We start from the raw sequence: 17,262 nt of genomic DNA on the forward strand, positions 1-17,262 counted from the left end.
ACGCGATCCGCCGCGATGGAGCCGCGGCGGTCCCCTGCGCTTCTCGAGCGACGGGGCACGCAGCCCAAACTCGCTACGCTCAGACATGGGCTGCTCTTCGACCCCGTCGCCCTGCGATGCTCGGCTCGCTTTACGGCTCGATTGAAGTCAACGGCGGAAGCAAAAGCGGAGCGACGGCAACGGCAACGCTGGAGCGGAAGCAAAAAAAACGAAGTAGAACGAAACCTCACCTCAACAGCGCATCGAACTCTCTCGCTGGCAGCGGATGCCCGAGCCAGAACCCCTGCCCCAGATCGCACCCGCGATCGCGCAGGACTTCGAACTGGCCTTCCTTCTCCACGCCTTCGGCAACCACGGTGATGCCGATCGAATGCGCCATCGAGATGATCGCGGTCGTCAACGCGAGGTCGTCGGGATCGCGCAGCACGTCGGCAACGAAGCTGCGATCGATCTTGACGCCGTCGACGGGCACCCGGCGCAGGTGGCTCAGGCCGGAGAAGCCGGTGCCGAAATCGTCGAGCCAGATCTTGACGCCAAGTGCGCGCAATGCGCTCAGCAGCTGGCCGATGCGGGCTTCGTCGCCGATGACCGCGGTCTCGGTGAGTTCGAGATGCAGATGGCGTGGTGACAGACCCGACTCGCGCAATGCTGCTTCGACCTCGACGGCGAATGCCGCGCCGCGCAGCTGGCGTGGCGACACGTTGACCGCGACGAACAGATCGGCCGCGGCGGGATATCGCTGCTGCCACGCCCGCGCTTCGACGCAGGCGGCGTGCAGCACCTGCGGGCCGATGATGTCGATCAGACCACTCTGCTCGGCGACGTCGATGAACACCGGCGGCGCGACGCTGCCGAACTCGGGGTGTTGCCAGCGCAGCAGGGCTTCGACGCCGACGAGCGTCTTGTCGCCCATGCGGAACACCGGCTGATAGGCCAGGCTCAGTTCGCCGCGATCCCAGGCGCCGCGCAGCTCGTGCTCCATGTGCATGCGGCGTTCGACCGCCTGGTCCATCGCCAGACTGTAGAAGCGGTGGCAGTTCTTGCCGGCCAGCTTGGCCTGGTACATCGCGATGTCGCCGTTCTTGAGCAGCATCGCGGCGCTGGTGGCGTCGTCGGGAAACACGGTGATGCCGATCGAGATGCCGAGGAATACGCGGCGGCCTTCGACTTCGATCGGGCGTGCGACTTCCGCCACCAGACGGTCCGCCAGTTCGCCGGCGACGGTGCGCAGGTCGGCGGCGCTCGCTTCGGGCAGCTGCAGCAGCACCACGAACTCGTCGCCGCCGAAGCGCGCCAGCAATGCGTCGGCGACATCGAACTCGCGCACCGCGGCGTCGATGCGCGCGGTGAACTGGATCAGCGCCTCGTCGCCGGCGTCGTGGCCCAGCGTGTCGTTGACGCGTTTGAAATCGTCGACGTCGGCGAACAGCAACGCGAGGCGACCGGGGGCGCCCTGCATTTCCAGCAGACGCTGGTCCAGCGTCTCGCGCAGCGCGAGCCGGTTGGCCAGTCCGGTCAGCGAATCGGTATAGGCCATGCGGCGGATGTCGCGATCGTGGCGCGCGATGCTGTCGCGCATGCGATCGAAGGCGCGAACCAGATCACCGATCTCGTCCTGGCGCGCGTCCGCCGGCACCACCACGTCGTAATGCCCCGCCTCGATGCGCTGCGCGGCATCGGCCAGTTCGCGCACCGGGCGCACGAGCCGTCGTTGCAGCATCGCCGCAACGAGCCCGCCCAGCGCCACCAGCACGACCAGCAGCAGGCCGACGGCGACCAGATGACGCCGCGCGATCTCGTCGAGACGCGCCTGCATCGTCGCAACCATCGCGTCCTCGTCCTGCTTCGCCGTTGCCAGCGAATAGCCGATGCGCACGCCACCCAGCCGCTGGTCGCCGATGCGGATCGGCATCGACACGTCGAGCAGCTTGCCGTCGCTCTGCATGTGCTGCCCGGTCGCGGCGACGACCTCCAGCGCGAACGGATCGTCCATGCGCTGGCCGTAGCGCTCGATGTCGCGGCTGCCGTCGTGGACGATATTGCCGTCCGCGTCGTAGACGATCACGTAGCTGACGTCGGGCTGCCGCAGCACGTTGCCGACCGCCGCGCCGATGGCCTCGAGGTCGAAGTAGTACAGCGGATTGACCAGCGCATCGGCGACCTGCGCCGACACCGCCTCGCCGCGCAGCAGCAGCCGTTGCGACGCGAGCGCGTGCATCGAGCGCTGGCTCAGCGCGAGGATCTGCTTCTGCGCCTGGTCCTGCTGCTGCAGCACCAGTGCCACCGCGACCAGGCCTGCCAGCACGGCGGCGCCGGCCAGCGCCAAGAACATGGCCTGCAGGCCGGTGCGCAGTTTCATTCGACGTCCGCCACGACGCGCAGGGCGCCCGCGCGCAGGACATCGAGTTCGGCGCGCGTGGCGGCATCCATCGGCAGGAACGCGGTGGTGCGGAAGAACTCGCGCAGCGCATCGGCGGCGGCGGGATCCCGGCTGGCCTCGATCAGCACTTCGCGCAAGCGCGCGGTCACGCGCGCGTCCAGATCGCCGCGCACGATCTCGATCGCGCGCGGGAACGGCGCGCTCTCGCGGAAGATCACGAAATCGCGCTTGAACGATGGCGGCACGCGCCGGTCGCTGTCCCAGTCGAGGTTGCTCATCGCACCGGCGTCGACGAGGTGCTTGTGCACCCATGAGGACATGTTGAGCTCCGAGCGCGCGAACAGATAGCCGACCGAATCCGGCTCGGGCTGGTCGCGCGGCGACAGCAGGATCTCCAGCTTCATGCCGCGGGCGAGCAGCTCGGTCGCGGGCACGAAGTAGGCACTGGTCGACTGCCGGTTCTGGAACACGATGCTGCGACCGCGCAGATCGTCGAGCGACTGGATGCCGCTGTCGCGACGTGCGAAATAGACCGTGTGATAGTGACTGACGCCGTTGCGCTCGGTCAGCAGCAGCGGCGTCGCGCCGGCGCGCGCTTCGAGCAGGGTCGCGCCGCTGGCGGTCTCGGTGACCCAGTCCACGCGGCCGCGCCGCAGATAGCTCTGCATCTGCTGCACGTCGCGCGCCATCAGCACGCGGCCTTCGGTGATGCCGACATCGCCCATGCGCGCGACGACGTAGTCGAGCAGCGGCTTGAGCTGTTCGTAGTGCGCCTTGGGATCGTCGCTGATGCGCCCGAGCACCAGCACGTTGCGCGGCTCGGCCGCCTGCAGCGGCAACGCAACTGCCAGCAGCGCCAGCAGCACACCCGACAGGAGCCGTCGAAGGAAGTGACGCGGGTCCAAGGCGGGTCCGGAAGGCGTGAGCGAAGCGGCAAGCCTAGCGGAAGCCATTCCCTGGCAACAGACGCCGCGGCTCAGCTGTCGTCGCGGTCGCGGGCGATCCGGGCCATGCGCTGGGCGTCGGCGAGGATGCCGCGCAGCAGCCGGACTTCCTTCTGGTCCAGCCCGGTGCGCACGAACAGCCGCCGCAGCTTGCGCATCGCCGACTCCGGCGCCCGACCCTTGTGGAAATCGATGTCCTCGAGCGTATCGCCCAGTTGGCCGAAGAACCCTTCGAGTTCGGCATGCGGCACCGCGTCCGGATTCACCGGCGCGATGGCGGCGGGCGTGACCTCGCCGCCCTCGCCCAGCAGCGCCAGCCGCACCTCGTAACTCAGCACCTGCACGGCCGCGGCCAGATTGAGGGAGCTGTAGTCGGGATTGGCCGGAATGTGGACCGCGGCGTGGCACAGCTGCAGCTCCTCGTTCTCCAGCCCGGTGCGCTCGCGCCCGAACACCAGCGCGACTTCGCCGCCCGCCGCGGCTTCGGCGTGCACGGACGCGGCGGCATCACGCGGCCGCAGTTCGCGCAGCTGCACGCGACGGCTGCGCGCGGTGCAGCCGAGCACCAGCCGGCAGTCGGCCACGGCTTCGGCCAGCGTCGCCACTTCGACCGCAGCATTGAGCACGTCCTCGGCGCCGGCGGCCATCATATCGGCCTCGTTGTGCGGATATTTCTGCGGCGCCACCAGCACCAGCCGGTGCAGACCCATCGTCTTGATGGCGCGCGCGGCGGAGCCGATGTTGCCGGGGTGCTGGGTGCCGACGAGCACGATGCGGATACGGGCGGCAGGGCCGTCCGCGGCGACGATGTCCATGCCGGACTCTGGATTCAGGGGCGCTTGCATGGCGCGAATGGTAAACTGCCCGACCGGCCTCGCGCCGGCACTGCTCTTTTCCCCCTCGATCCTGCCCGCGCCCGGAGTCGTCCGCGATGCTTCAACCTGCTGTCAATGTCATGGTCAAGGCGGCGCGCGCCGGCGGTGGCGTCCTGTTGCGCAACATGCACAAGCTCGATGGGCTCAACGTCGTCGAGAAAGCGCGCCACGACTACGCGAGCGAGGTCGACGGCCTCGCCGAAGATGCGATCGTCAAGGAACTGCGCCGCGCCTATCCCGAGTACGCCGTGCTCGGCGAAGAAGGCGGCGCCAAGCCGGGCCGTGGCGGCCCGAGCCGCTACACCTGGGTCATCGATCCGCTCGACGGCACCAGCAACTATTTGCGTGGCCTGCCCCACTGGTGCGTGTCGATCGCGCTGGTCGAGGGCGGCGAGCCACTGCACGCGGTGATCTTCGATCCGCTGCGCAACGAACTGTTCACCGCCACGCGGGGCGCCGGCGCCCAGCTCAACGAGCGTCGCATCCGCGTGTCCGAACGCCGCGAACTGACCGGCGCGATGCTCAGCACCGGCTTCGCCCCGCGCGAGCGCAAGCGAGTCGGCGCACAGCTGCGCGCGGTCGAGGCGCTGCTGGAATCGGCCGAGGACGTGCGCCGCACCGGTTCGGCCGCGCTGGATCTGGCCTACGTCGCCGCGGCGCGTACCGATGGCTACTTCGAAGCCGGCGTGCATCCCTGGGACATCGCGGCGGGTGTGCTGCTGGTCCGCGAGGCCGGCGGCCGCGTCAGCGACTTCAAGGGCGGCCCGGGCGGCCCCTTGCACGTCGCGTTCGCCGGTGGCCGTCAGGTGATCGCCGGCAACGTGCACATCGTCGCGCCGCTGCAGAAGACCCTGGTCGATTCGGGCTACGCGAAAGAATTCGCCTGAGCCTTCGGATCCGCTGGACCGGGAAGGCCGCGCGCAAGCGCGGCCTTTTTTGTTGTGCGAGAAGCGCGCCTGTCTTTGCAGGATGGGTGGAGCACAGCGAAGCCCATCGATTGCCCCGCTCGGCAACGCGATACGGAGCGCCGCGCGGCGCGACCTGCCGCTCCTCCCGATGCGAAGACACGACGACGCTGGGTGTCCGCCGCGCTCTGCCCATCCGACGATTGCGTCCCGTTCCATCCGCCCACGAAAAAGCCGCGCAGTGCGCGGCTTCTTCGTGCAACCGGTCCGGTCCGCGTGACGCGGACCGGATGCGCCGGATCAGGGACGACGCGACAGCGCCGCTTCGTCCTTGGCCTTCGGCAGCAGGTCCTGCTTGGTCACGCGCAGAATGCCGTAGGTCAGCAGCGGACATGCGATGAAGATCGACGACAGCGTGCCGACCACCGCGCCCATCATCTGGGTCAGCGCCAGGCCTTCGAGCGAACCGCCGCCGTAGAGGAACAGCGCCAGCACCGACAGGAAGAACACCAGCGACGTGATGATCGTGCGCGACAGCGTCTGGTTGATCGAACGGTTGAAGATCTCCAGCGGCTCGGCGCGGACGCCGCGGAAATTCTCGCGCACGCGGTCGAAGACCACGATGGTGTCGTTGATCGAGAAGCCCATCACCGACAGCAGGCCTGCCATCACGGTGAGGTCGAACTCGCGACCGGTCAGCGAGAACAGCGCCGCGACCACCATGACGTCGAACAGTGTGGTGACGCTGGCGACCACCGCGAACTTCCATTCGAAGCGCACGCTGATGTACAGCAGGAAGCCCACCAGCACGAAGATCGCGGCGTAGATCGCGTTCTTGCGCAGGTCGCCCGAAACCTGCGCGCCGATCGACTCGGTGCTCAGGATGCGGCCCGGGTTGGCTTCGCTGGACGCCGCGGCGAGCACGTCCTGGGCGAGCTGGGTGTTGCCGTCCACGCTCACCTGCGTTTCGTCACCGCGCACGCGGATCAGCAGATCGTTGCCGCTGCCGAAGGTCTGCACCTGGGCATTGGCGATGCCTGCGTTCTCGAGGCGTTCGCGCACGTCGTCGACGCCGACCGGCTTGTCGAAGCGGACGTTCACCGCGGTACCGCCGGTGAAGTCGAGTGCGAAGTTGAAGCCCTTCAGGCCGACGACGGCGAACGAGCCGACGAACAGCAGCAGGAACATGGCGACCCAGACGTGACGCAGCCGCATGAAGTCGATGCGGGTGCCGCTGGGAACGAGGGTCAACGGAAAAATTTTCATGGGGTCTCTTCCGTCAGATCGCCAGGGACTTGAGCTTCTTGCGCGGTGCATAGATCAGGGTGACCAGTGCGCGCGAGACGACGATTGCGGTGAACATCGAAGCGGTGATACCGATCACCAGCGTCACCGCGAAGCCCTGCAGCGGGCCGGTGCCGAAGGCGTACAGCGCGACGCCCGCGATGATGCCGGTGAGGTTGGAGTCGAAGATGGTGTCCGACGCCTTCTCGTAGCCGGTCACGATCGCCGCCTTGGGCGGCATGCCGGCCCTGAGCTCTTCGCGTATGCGCTCGTTGATCAGCACGTTGGCGTCGACCGACAGACCGATCGACAGCGCCAGACCGGCGAAGCCGGGCAACGACATCGTGGCGCCGAACAGCGACATCACCGCGACCACGATCAGCAGGTTCAGGATCAGCGCCAGACAGGTGACGATGCCGAACATGCGGTAATAGAACATGAAGAAGATCAGGGTGAAGAAGAACGCGTAGAGCACCGCGGTCAGACCGCGCTCGACGTTCTCGGCGCCCAGGCTCGGACCGACTACGCGCTCTTCGACGAAGTCCATCGGCGCGGCCAGTGCACCGGCCTTGAGCTGGCTCGCCAGATCGGTGGATTCCTCGCGGCTCAGACCGGTGGTCTGGAACTCGCGACCGAACACACCGCGGATGGTCGAGGAGCTGATCACGCGCTCGACGCTGCGCGAGGAACGCACTTCCTCGCCATCGACCATGCGCACGGTCGGAATGCGCTCGACGTACACGATGCCCAGGCGCTGACCGACGTTCTGCAGCGTGTGGTCGAGCATGCGCTTGCCGCCGGCGCTGTTGAGTGTGATGCCCACGGCCGGGGTGCCGGTCTGCGAATCGGTCTGCGGGTTCGCGTTGATCAGCTGGTCGCCCGAGACCAGGATGCGGCGCGACAGCAGCAGCGGCGCGCCGGCGTCGTTGTAGTAGATGCGCGAATCGGCCGGGATGTTGCCCGACGCGACCGCGGCCGCGGCCTGGTTCTCGTCGCCGGTGACGGCGCGGAACTCGAGGGTCGCGGTGGCGCCGATCAGGCGCTTGGCTTCGGCGGTGTCCTGCAGGCCGGGCAGCTGGATAACCAGACGGTCTTCGCCCTGCCGCTGCAGCACCGGCTCGGCGACGCCGATCGCATTGATGCGGTTGGAGATCACGGTGCGGTTCTGCTCGACCGCGTCGCTGGCGATGCGCGAGATCTCGCCCTGCGACAGGCGCACGGTGATGCGGTTGCCTTCGGTCGTGATCTGCGGGCCGCTGCCGCCGACGGTCTGGCCGGAGGCGCTGGCGAGGCTGGTCGCGATCTGCGTCCGCGCGGCATTGACGTCGGCGCCTTCGGTCAGCACCACGCCGATGCTGTTGTCGTTGCGGCGCTCGACGCTGGAATAGCCGATGCGCGCGTCACGCAACACCGTGCGGATGCCGTCGGCGTAGCCCTCGACGCGCTTCTGCAGCGCCGCGGCCTGGTCGACCTGCATCACGAAGTGCACGCCGCCCTGCAGGTCGAGACCCAGCGACATCGGACGCGCGCCCATGTTCGACAACCAGTCCGGCACGGTCGAGGCCAGGTTCAACGCGACCGAGTAGTTCTCGCCCAGCTCCGGACGCAGCGTGTCGGAGGCCAGCGTCTGCGCTTCGGCATCGTGCAGGCGCACCAGCAGATGGTTCTCGTCGATCTCGGTGCCGACCGGCGTCACGCCGGCGGCCTTGAGCAGCCCGTCGACCCGCGTCTTCAGCGCCTCGTCGATGCGCGCCTCGCTGGTGCTCGGGGTGATCTGCACCGACGGGTTCTTCTGGTAGGCATTGGGCAGCGCGTACAGCGCGGCCAGCACCAGAACGACCAGGATGAGGGCATATTTCCAACGCGGGAATTCAAGCATTGCCTTGCCTCGGACGCCGCACGCGGGCGGCGCCTGGAGAGATGACGGAACGAAGGATCAACGATCGACGATCGGGATCAGGCGGACTTCAGCGTGCCCTTGGGCAGCACGTTGCCGACCGCACCCTTCTGCACGCGGATTTCCACGCGCTCGGCGATTTCGATCGTCAGGAAGCTGTCGCCGATGTTGCGCACCACGCCGGCGATGCCGCCGTTGGTGATGACCTCGTCGCCGACCGACAGCTTCTCGAGCATCGCGCGGTGCTCCTTGGTGCGCTTCATCTGCGGGCGGATCATCAGGAAGTACATGATCGCGATCAGGATGATCGGGAAGGCCAGCGTCGACAGCATGCTGGGGCCGGCAGGTGCGGCGGCAGCGGCGTGGGCGGGGGCGATCACAAGGTCCAGCAGATTCATCGGGGCATCCATGGGTCGAAAACAGACAGCGGGCGATTATGACACGGCCGGGCGCGGGCGCAGGCCGGGTCGCGGGTGAATGGGCGGTGATGGGGCCGGAGACGTCACCGGGACGGCTCAGGCGCCCGGATTCCCCGCCCGGGCGCTGTAGAAAGACTCCCGGAACGCGGCAAAGGTTCCCGCGGCGATCGCCGCGCGCATGTCGGCCATGAGCGTCTGGTAGTACCAGAGGTTGTGCAGGGTGCCGAGCATCGGCCCGAGCATCTCGCCGCAGCGGTCCAGATGCCGCAGATAGGCGCGGGTGAAGCCGCCGCTGCAGGCCTCGCAGCCGCAGCCCTCCTCGATCGGCCGCAGATCCTTCTCGAACTTCGCGTTGCGGATGCGGATCACGCCGGTCGCGGTGAAGAAATGCCCGTTGCGCGCGTTGCGGGTGGGCATCACGCAGTCGAACATGTCGACGCCGCGCGCGACCGCTTCGACCAGATCTTCCGGCCGGCCCACGCCCATCAGATAGCGCGGGCGGTCCTGGGGCAGCTGCGGCGCGGTGTGGTCGAGCATCGCGTTGCGCTCGTCCTCGGTTTCGCCGACGGCCAGGCCGCCGATCGCGTAACCGTCGAAACCGATGTCCTTGAGCCCCTCGGCCGAGCGCGTGCGCAGATCATGGTGCACGCCGCCCTGCACGATGCCGAACAACGCCGCGTCGTTGCCCTCGTGCGCACGCTTGGAGCGCGCGGCCCAGCGCAGCGACAGCTCCATGGATTTTTCGACCACGCGCGGATGCACCGGCTTGCCGTCGATCTGCACCGGCGGGCACTCGTCGAAGATCATCACGATGTCCGAATCGAGCACTTTCTGGATGCGCATGCTTTCCTCGGGGCCGAGGAATACCTTCGCGCCATCGGTCGGCGCGGCGAAGGTCACGCCTTCCTCGGTGATCTTGCGCTTGTGCGCCAGCGAGAAGACCTGGAAACCGCCGGAATCGGTGAGGATCGGCTTGTCCCAGCGCGCGAAGCCGTGCAGGCCGCCATGCGCCTCGATGACCTCCAGGCCCGGACGCAGATACAGATGGAAGGTGTTGCCGAGAATGATCTCCGCACCCAGCGCGCGCACCTGCTCGGGCAGCACGCCCTTGACCGTGCCGTAGGTGCCGACCGGCATGAAGGCGGGCGTTTCGATGGTGCCGCGCGGAAACGTCAGGCGGCCGCGGCGCGCGACGCCATCGGTGGTGATCAGCTCGAACTGCAATCTGGACATGGAGACTCTTGAACGCGGACGACGGTCAGGCGGCGGGCGCGTGCGCGCCCCACAGCAGCATCGCGTCGCCATAGGAGAAGAAGCGGTATTCCGCCTGCACGGCATGGTCGTAGGCGGCGAACACGCGGTCCTTGCCGGCGAACGCCGAGACCAGCATCAGCAGCGTGGATTCGGACAGATGGAAGTTGGTCACCATCGCGTCGACGCTGCGGATGCGGTAGCCGGGAAAGATGAAGATCTGCGTCTCGCCGGCGAAGGGATGCAGTTCGCCGTCGACGCTGGCGCTTTCCAGCGCACGCACGACCGTGGTGCCGACGGCGATCACGCGACCACCCGCCTCCCGGGTGCGGCGGATCTGCGCGACGAGTTCGGCGCCGACGTTGAGCCACTCGCTGTGCATGCGGTGCTCGCGGACGTCTTCGACCCGCATCGGCAGGAAGGTGCCCGCGCCGACGTGCAGCGTGACGTGACCGAAGTCGACGCCGCGCGCGCGCAGGCGCGCGAGCAGCGCGTCGTCGAAATGCAGACCGGCCGTCGGCGCCGCGACCGCGCCGACTTCGCGCGCGAATACGGTCTGGTAGCGCTCGGCGTCGTCCTGGCCCGGCTCGCGCCGGATGTAGGGCGGCAACGGCATGCGCCCGGCCTTCAGCAGCCAGGATTCGAGCGTGTCGTCGAGTTCGAACCGCAGGTGATAGAAGCCCTCGTCGCGCGACAGCACCTCGGCGCTGCCACCGGCATCGAGCTGGATGCGGCCGCCGGGTTTGGGCGACTTGCTCGCGCCGATCTGCGCCCGCGCCTCGTTGCCGGGCAGCAGCCGCTCGATCAGGATTTCCACGCGCCCGCCGCTGTCCTTCTGCCCGAACAGCCGCGCCGGAATCACCCGCGTGTCGTTGAAGATCAGCAGATCGCCCGGCTGCAGCAGGTCCGGCAGGTCGCGAACGTGCCGATCCTCGAACGCGCCCTGGCCTGGCGGCACGACCAGCAGCCGGCTCGCCGAGCGCTCGGCCAAGGGGGCCTGGGCGATCAGATGTTCGGGCAGGTCGAAGTGGAAGTCGGACTTCTTCAAGAGATCGGCGGGGAATGCGGGGGAGACATTGTAATGAAGGCAGGCAACGAGGTCGGCGGGGCGAAGCTTGAGCCCCTCTCCCTTCGGGGTGAAGAGAGACGTTTGCGAGCCACTGGCTCGCGTGTCGATGAACGCCCTCGCGGCGAAGCGAGGGCTGGGGCGCGGAGCGGGGGTTGGGGTGAGGGTGCTTTCATTCCGGGATGACAGGACGGTACGGCTGGAAAGCCCTGCCCTCACCCGATGCGCTCCGCGCATCGACCTCTCCCGGGGGGAGAGGTGTTGGGTCGATCCGCGAGCCGCGCCCTCACCCCACCATCGGCCTCCGCCGATGGTCCTCCCCTCTCCCTAGGGAGAGGGGCCAGCGCGTCTTCCGCAAGTGGAAGACAGATTCATCTTTCGAACTTCGTCGACAGGATGATCGACGACGTCGTCCGCTCGACCCCTTCGATGCAACCGATGCGGTCGGTCAGTGCGTCCATGTCGGCCACCGTCGGCACCACGCCCAGCGCGATCAGGTCGTAAGGCCCGCTGACCGAATGCAGCGCGCGCACCGCATCGATCGCCCGCAGGGCGGTCACCACCGGCGTGGTCTGCCGCGGACGCACGGTGATCATGATCTGGGCGCGGATGTGGCCCTGCTCGAAGTCGTCGCGCACGCGCACGGTGTAGCCGCTGATCACGCCTTCGCGCTCCAGCCGTTCGATGCGGCTCTGCACCGTGGTGCGCGACAGGCCCAGCCGGCGCGCGATTTCCGCGGTCGACAGGCGCGCGTTCTCGCGCAGCAGCATCAGCAGGCGGACATCGGCGGATTCGGTGGACATGGGCGGGGGCACGGTTCGGCGATCTGCCGAAATTCTACGATTCCTTCGGCGTTCCGTCGCTTCCGCCCGACGGAATCGTCCAGATAATGGAGAGAGCGCCGGCGCCGCTGGAACGAAAACGCGTGCTGCCGGCCCTCCCCGACGTCCCAAGGAGTGATTCGCATGTCCGTGATCCAGATCCTCGCCCCGCTGCGCGCCCACGGCGGCACGCGCCGCACCACCGGTCTGCCGGACGATGTGCTCGAACGCTTCGCCGCGACGCACCCCGAGCTTCTCGAAGCCGCGCACGCCGCCGTCGACGCGCACGCGCAGCTGCAGCAGGACTTCGCCGATCTGCTCGACCTGGACGAGGACGCGCAGGCGCGCGCCGTGCAGGCCGGCTACATCAATTTCTACCCCGGGGACGCGGTGAATCCGTACGTCGCGCTGACCGCGCGCGGCCCGTGGATCGTCACGCTCAAGGGCGCCGTGCTCCACGATTCGGGCGGCTACGGCATGCTCGGCTTCGGCCACACGCCCAAGGCCGTGATCGACGCGATGGCGCAGCCGGTGCCGATGGCCAACATCATGACGCCCAGCCTGTCGCAGCTGAAGCTCGATCGTGCCTTGCGCCGCGAGATCGGCCACACCCGCGGCGGCTCGCCGTACAGCCATTTCCTGTGCCTGAACTCCGGCTCGGAATCGGTCGGCCTCGCCGCGCGCATCGCCGACATCAACACGCGCACGCAGACCGATCCGGGTGGCCGCCACGCCGGCCGCACCGTCAAGCGCATCGTCGTCAAGGGCAGCTTCCACGGCCGCACCGAGCGCCCGGCGCTGTATTCCGATTCCTCGCGCGCGACCTACAAGAAGTATCTCGCGAGCTTCCGCGACGAGAACTCGCTGATCGCGATCGCGCCCTACGACGCCGACGCGTTGCGCCAGGCCTTCGCCGATGCGGATGCGAACGGCTGGTTCGTCGAAGCCGTGTTCCTGGAGCCGGTGATGGGCGAAGGCGATCCCGGCCGCGCGTTGCCGCCGGCGTTCTACGCCGTCGCCCGCGAACTCACCCGCGCACACGGCAGCCTGCTGCTGGTGGATTCGATCCAGGCCGGCCTGCGCGCGCACGGCGTGCTGTCGGTCGTCGACTATCCCGGCTTCGAAGGCCTCGACGCGCCGGACATGGAGACCTACTCGAAGGCGCTCAACGCCGGCCAGTACCCGCTGTCGGTGCTCGCCGTGACCGAACACACAGCGCAGCTCTACAAGAGCGGCGTCTACGGCAACACGATGACCGCCAATCCGCGTGCGCTGGAAGTCGCCTGCGCCGTGCTCGCGCAGCTCACGCCCGAGGTGCGCGCCAACATCCGCAATGCAGGCCGCAAGTCGGTCGAAGCGCTCGAAGCGTTGAAGGCCGAACTCGGCGGCCTGATCACCAAGGTCCAGGGCACCGGCCTGCTGTTCTCCTGCGAACTCGCGCCGCAGTTCAAGTGCTACGGCGCCGGCTCGACCGAGGAATGGCTGCGCGAACAGGGCCTGGGTGTGATCCACGGCGGCACCAATTCGCTGCGCTTCACGCCGCACTTCAACATCGACGACGCCGAGATCGCATTGTTCGTGTCGATGGTCGGCAAGGCATTGCGCGAAGGTCCGCGGCAGACGAGCGCCGCCGCGGCCTGATAAGGTCTGCGGCCCGCGCGGCCGACACCGGTCTGCGTCCGCCCGGGCGCAGTCGCGGTGGGTGTCGCGCTTCGTGCCTGGAACGACCTGATCACGCATCGTCCATCCGCGCGTTCGATGGAAGGTGTGGTGCCCATGTTTCGACGTTCCCGTGTCCTCGCGCTGTCGTGTGCAGCGCTTCTGCTCTCGGCGTGCGGCAGCGAGTCCGCCCCACCCGCTTCGGATCCGCCGGCCGATGCCGTGCTGCTCGGCCGCCTGTTCGATGCGCGCGCGGGCACGGTGATCGACCGCGGCGTGGTGGTGATCGCCGGAGAGCGGGTGCACTGCGCCGGTGAGCGCACGTCCTGCACCTGGGACGCGGCGGCGCCCGAGCACGACTACGGCGACGCCCTGCTGCTGCCGGGACTGATCGACCTGCACGTCCACGCCCGCCCGCATTTCATCGGCGCGTTCGTGCCCGCCGGCGTGACCACGGTGCGCGATGCCGGCAACACGCTCGACATGCTGGCCGAGCTGCGCGCGACGGCAGGCGCGCCGCGCCTGTTCGCGACCGGCCCGTTACTCGACGGTCCGGTCAGCGTGCTGACGCCCGAAGGCCCCGCACCGTTCGATGCCGACGCGCTGGGCACACAGCCTGCGATCACGCTCTCCTCGCCTGCCGATGCGGACATCGTCGTCGACGCCTTGGCGACGGCAGGCGTCGACTGGATCAAGCTCTACGAGCAGTTGCCGCCCGACATCTTCGACGCGGCGACGCAGGCCGCTGCACGCCATGGCCTGCCGGTGATGAGCGACCTCGGCACCGTGCTGACACGCGGCTTGAGCGGCGCGCACGTCGATGCGCGCCAAGCGGCCGCTTCCGGCGTGCGGACGCTGGAACACCTCGGTGGCGCCGCACTCGCGTACTCGCGGCTCGGCGGCGATCCCAATGCGGCCACGCTGGACCCGGCGCTGCTCGATGTGATCGTCGCCGACCTCGCGAAATCCGGCGTCGCCGTGGTGCCGACGACGGCCAACAGCGCCCAGTTCGCCTCGCCCGACAGCTTGGCGCGCGACGACCTGCCCGGCGCCGACCGGATGGCAGCCGATTTCGCCGGCTACTGGTCCTATCTGTCAGGCGTGGTCGACGATCCACGCGTGCAGGCGCGCGTGCGCAGCGATCAGCGCTTGATGCAGGCGCTGTTGCCGCGCCTGCTGGCCGCCGGCGTGCGCATCGGCGCGGGCTCCGACCTGCCTGCTGCACCGTTCATGCTGCCTGGACCCGCGCTGCATCAGGAACTCGACGCACTGGTGCGCGCCGGCCTCACTCCGGTGCAGGCCCTGCAGGCTGCCACGCACGTTGCCGCCGACATTCTCGGCCAGGCCGATCTCGGGCGGCTGGAAGCCGGCGCACGCGCCGATGTCCTGGTCGTCAGTGGAGACCCGCTGTCCGACATCCGGGCGACGCGCACCGTCCAGGCGGTGTGGACCAGTGGCGCACCGGTCGATCTCGCGCAGGCGTGGAACGCAGTCGACGCCGCCTTGCAGACGGCGCGCGAGGCGCAGGCGGCCGAAACCGCCGAGAGTTGAGCGAACGCGCGTCGGCTGTCCGATCGACGCTCAGCCCGCCGCGGCCTCGATCGTCGCGCGGATCAGCGCGCGCGCCTCGTCCGCGCCGCCCCAGCCACGCAGTTCCACGCGCTTGCTGCCGGCCGGCAGGTCCTTGTAGACGCGGAAGAACGCTTCGATGCGATCGCGCTCCATCGCCGGCAGATCGTCGATCGACCGGATGCCGGCATAGGTCGGATCCACGTCGTCGGCCGGCACGCCGATGATCTTCTCGTCGGCGTCGCCGCCGTCGATCATCCGCAGCACGCCCAGCGGGCGGAAGCGGATCAGCACGCCCGGATGCAGCGGCGCGCGCGTCAGCACCAGAGCGTCGAGCGGATCGCCGTCGCCGGCATGCGTGCCGGGCATCGAGCCGTAGTTCGCCGGGTAGGCCATCGGCATCGACAGGAACCGGTCGACGAAGATCCGGCCTTCGGCATCGCTCTCGTACTTGGTGAAACCGCCGGCCGGAATCTCGACCAGCAGCACGGCCTCCTCCGGCGCGTTCGCCGGCTGGCGATCGTGCGCGGGCGGTGTCGCGGCATGCGCCGCGAAGGGGATCGCGCAGGCCAGCGCGGTGGCGAGCACCGTTGCGGACAGTCGGGTGCGCACGTGTATCACTCCCAGCACCGGTCGGCGCGACCCTTGAGCGTCTCGTCACGCGCGCAGTCGCGCGGTGCGATGCGGCCTTCGGTGATCTCGTGCAGCGTGCGCGTCTCCGGCGTGGCGCCGCGGATCTCGAACGCGTCGTAGAGGCGGCCAGTTGCGGTGCGCGATTCGTAGTGCAGCGTGTCGCCGTCGAGGCGGATCACCTGGAACAGTTGCGTGTCCTCGGCGGTCGGGGCCATGTCGCGGCGGGCGCCGTCCGACAGGCGGTACTGCTTTGCGCCGACCACCGATACGAGGTACTGCGGCGTCGCGCGTTTCGCGTCCTCGCCTGGGCGGCGGCCATAGACGTGGTCGTGGCCCTGCAGCACCAGATCGACGCGGCGGCGTTCCAGCACCGGCAGCACCTGCTCGCGCAGCGCGACGTTGTCGCGGTCCTGGCGCGGCGAATACATCGGCTGGTGGATCAGCGCGATCGACCAGGGATGCGGATTGGCGGCCAGCGTGCGATCGAGCCACGCGGCCTGCGCTGCGGCGGTGCCGAGGTCGAGCGCGGACGTGCCATCGAGCACCACCACGCGCACGCCCTGGTAGTCGAACCAGTAACTGGTCTGCTCCGCACCGGGCGCGCCATTGGCCGGCAGTGCGAACGTGCGCGGCCAGTGGCCGCCGAGCACGCGACGCTCCTGCGGCGTGTCCTCGAACTCTTCCCAGTACTCGTGGTTACCGGGCGCCGGTGCGTTGACGACCATCGTCGCCAGCGGGCCGACCGCGTCGAACCACTCGCCCCACTCGTTGTCGTCCTCGCCGTCGCCACCGCTGACCAGATCGCCGGCGAACAACGCGAGCTTCGCGTCGGGCGCCTGCCGGTGCGCTTCGCGCAACACGCGCGTGCTCAGGCTCGCATTCTTGTTCTGGGTGTCGCCGAAGTAGAGCAGCGTCAACGGCGCATCGGCCGCGGCCGCGGTGCGCGTCTGCATCCACGGGCTCCAGGTGCCGCCGCCCTGCACGCGCCAGACGTAGAGCGTATCGGGCTGCAGGCCGTCGACCTGCGCGCGATGGAACTGCGCCGCGCCGTTCTCGCCTTCGAGCGACGCGCTGCGCGCGGCGATGCGGCGACGCGGGCCCATGTCCGGCGAATCGCCGGCGACGACGAGTTCCAGCACCGGCGCCTCGACCGACGCGGCCGTGCGCCACGACACCCCGAAGCCCGTCGAGGCGTCCTGCGCGGGCGAGGCGACGATGCGATCGGGGAACACGCTCGGCGCGTAGCGCATCACGCCTTCGGGGACGAGCGTGTTCGGCTCGACGCGCGTCTCGCCGGCGGCGCCGACGTGAAGCGGCATCGCGAGCAGCGCGGCGCTCAGCAGCAGAAGACGGGGCAGGCGTGCGGGCAGCGCGTATGTCATCGGGGAGGTGTCCTTGTGTGGAACCGCATCCGCTGCAGGCGAACGCGTCGCGCACGGCGGATGTCGAAGAAGCGGGTCTGGAGAGGTGATGCGGCGACCGCCATCTCACCGTCGCATCGATGTCGCGGGACGGTCATGCGTATCGACACAGCGCGTCATGATCGCCGCGCGAAGTTG

14 protein-coding genes are annotated in these 17,262 nt (G+C 68.8%); 3 read left to right on the forward strand and 11 right to left on the reverse strand.

What is annotated here, in order from left to right:
• Nucleotides 1-226: 226 nt before the first annotated feature.
• The 3 genes from AC3A5T_RS10760 to AC3A5T_RS10770 form a co-directional block, all read right to left on the reverse strand.
• Nucleotides 227-2,359 carry a putative bifunctional diguanylate cyclase/phosphodiesterase gene (locus AC3A5T_RS10760; RefSeq protein ID WP_487628574.1) on the reverse strand — a complete coding sequence of 711 codons (2,133 nt, stop codon included), beginning with the start codon at nt 2,357-2,359 and terminating at the stop codon, nt 227-229.
• Complete coding sequence (locus tag AC3A5T_RS10765) at nt 2,356-3,285, reverse strand: phosphate/phosphite/phosphonate ABC transporter substrate-binding protein (protein WP_487628575.1); 930 nt, start codon at nt 3,283-3,285, stop codon at nt 2,356-2,358. The genes AC3A5T_RS10760 and AC3A5T_RS10765 overlap by 4 nt, the downstream gene beginning before the upstream one ends.
• Nucleotides 3,286-3,356: 71 nt before the next feature.
• On the reverse strand, nt 3,357-4,139 hold the full coding sequence (locus AC3A5T_RS10770; protein WP_487628576.1) for an RNA methyltransferase: 783 nt from the start codon (nt 4,137-4,139) through the stop codon (nt 3,357-3,359).
• Between the two features lie 116 nt (nt 4,140-4,255).
• On the opposite strand from AC3A5T_RS10770, the gene AC3A5T_RS10775 reads away from it, so the two are divergent.
• Nucleotides 4,256-5,086: an inositol monophosphatase family protein gene (locus tag AC3A5T_RS10775; protein ID WP_487628577.1), complete on the forward strand. Its 831-nt coding sequence runs from the start codon at nt 4,256-4,258 to the stop codon at nt 5,084-5,086.
• A gap of 318 nt (nt 5,087-5,404) precedes the next feature.
• On the opposite strand, the gene secF is transcribed toward AC3A5T_RS10775, so the two are convergent.
• The 6 genes from secF to AC3A5T_RS10805 all read right to left on the reverse strand — a co-directional run bounded on the left by secF (nt 5,405) and on the right by AC3A5T_RS10805 (nt 11,824).
• On the reverse strand, nt 5,405-6,370 hold the full coding sequence (gene secF, locus AC3A5T_RS10780) for a protein translocase subunit SecF (RefSeq protein ID WP_487628578.1): 966 nt from the start codon (nt 6,368-6,370) through the stop codon (nt 5,405-5,407).
• Between the two features lie 13 nt (nt 6,371-6,383).
• Nucleotides 6,384-8,267: a protein translocase subunit SecD gene (secD, locus tag AC3A5T_RS10785; protein WP_487628579.1), complete on the reverse strand. Its 1,884-nt coding sequence runs from the start codon at nt 8,265-8,267 to the stop codon at nt 6,384-6,386.
• A 77-nt stretch (nt 8,268-8,344) separates the two neighbouring features.
• Nucleotides 8,345-8,683 carry a preprotein translocase subunit YajC gene (gene yajC / locus AC3A5T_RS10790; RefSeq protein WP_332078594.1) on the reverse strand — a complete coding sequence of 113 codons (339 nt, stop codon included), beginning with the start codon at nt 8,681-8,683 and terminating at the stop codon, nt 8,345-8,347.
• Between the two features lie 117 nt (nt 8,684-8,800).
• The gene (gene tgt / locus AC3A5T_RS10795; protein ID WP_487628580.1) at nt 8,801-9,937 is read right to left on the reverse strand and encodes a tRNA guanosine(34) transglycosylase Tgt; all 1,137 of its coding nucleotides are present in this window, start codon (nt 9,935-9,937) and stop codon (nt 8,801-8,803) included.
• Nucleotides 9,938-9,962: 25 nt separating this feature from the next.
• Entirely contained in the window at nt 9,963-11,003 is a 1,041-nt protein-coding gene (queA, locus tag AC3A5T_RS10800; RefSeq protein ID WP_487628581.1) for a tRNA preQ1(34) S-adenosylmethionine ribosyltransferase-isomerase QueA, read from the reverse strand.
• Between the two features lie 389 nt (nt 11,004-11,392).
• Nucleotides 11,393-11,824, reverse strand: a complete 432-nt coding sequence (locus tag AC3A5T_RS10805; protein ID WP_332078591.1) for an Lrp/AsnC family transcriptional regulator — start codon at nt 11,822-11,824, stop codon at nt 11,393-11,395.
• 162 nt (nt 11,825-11,986) lie between these two features.
• Between AC3A5T_RS10805 and AC3A5T_RS10810 the strand changes: the two genes are divergently transcribed.
• Nucleotides 11,987-13,483: an aminotransferase class III-fold pyridoxal phosphate-dependent enzyme gene (locus AC3A5T_RS10810; RefSeq protein ID WP_487628582.1), complete on the forward strand. Its 1,497-nt coding sequence runs from the start codon at nt 11,987-11,989 to the stop codon at nt 13,481-13,483.
• 135 nt (nt 13,484-13,618) lie between these two features.
• The gene (locus tag AC3A5T_RS10815; protein WP_487628583.1) at nt 13,619-15,052 is read left to right on the forward strand and encodes an amidohydrolase family protein; all 1,434 of its coding nucleotides are present in this window, start codon (nt 13,619-13,621) and stop codon (nt 15,050-15,052) included.
• A gap of 30 nt (nt 15,053-15,082) precedes the next feature.
• Here the strand turns inward: AC3A5T_RS10815 and AC3A5T_RS10820 are convergent, their stop codons facing one another.
• The gene (locus tag AC3A5T_RS10820) at nt 15,083-15,691 is read right to left on the reverse strand and encodes an inorganic diphosphatase (RefSeq protein ID WP_487628584.1); all 609 of its coding nucleotides are present in this window, start codon (nt 15,689-15,691) and stop codon (nt 15,083-15,085) included.
• Complete coding sequence (locus AC3A5T_RS10825; protein ID WP_487628788.1) at nt 15,688-17,073, reverse strand: purple acid phosphatase family protein; 1,386 nt, start codon at nt 17,071-17,073, stop codon at nt 15,688-15,690. Before AC3A5T_RS10825 ends, AC3A5T_RS10820 begins: the two co-directional genes overlap by 4 nt.
• Nucleotides 17,074-17,262: the final 189 nt, after the last annotated feature.

The organism is Luteimonas sp. Soil_C_16, assembly GCF_057657295.1.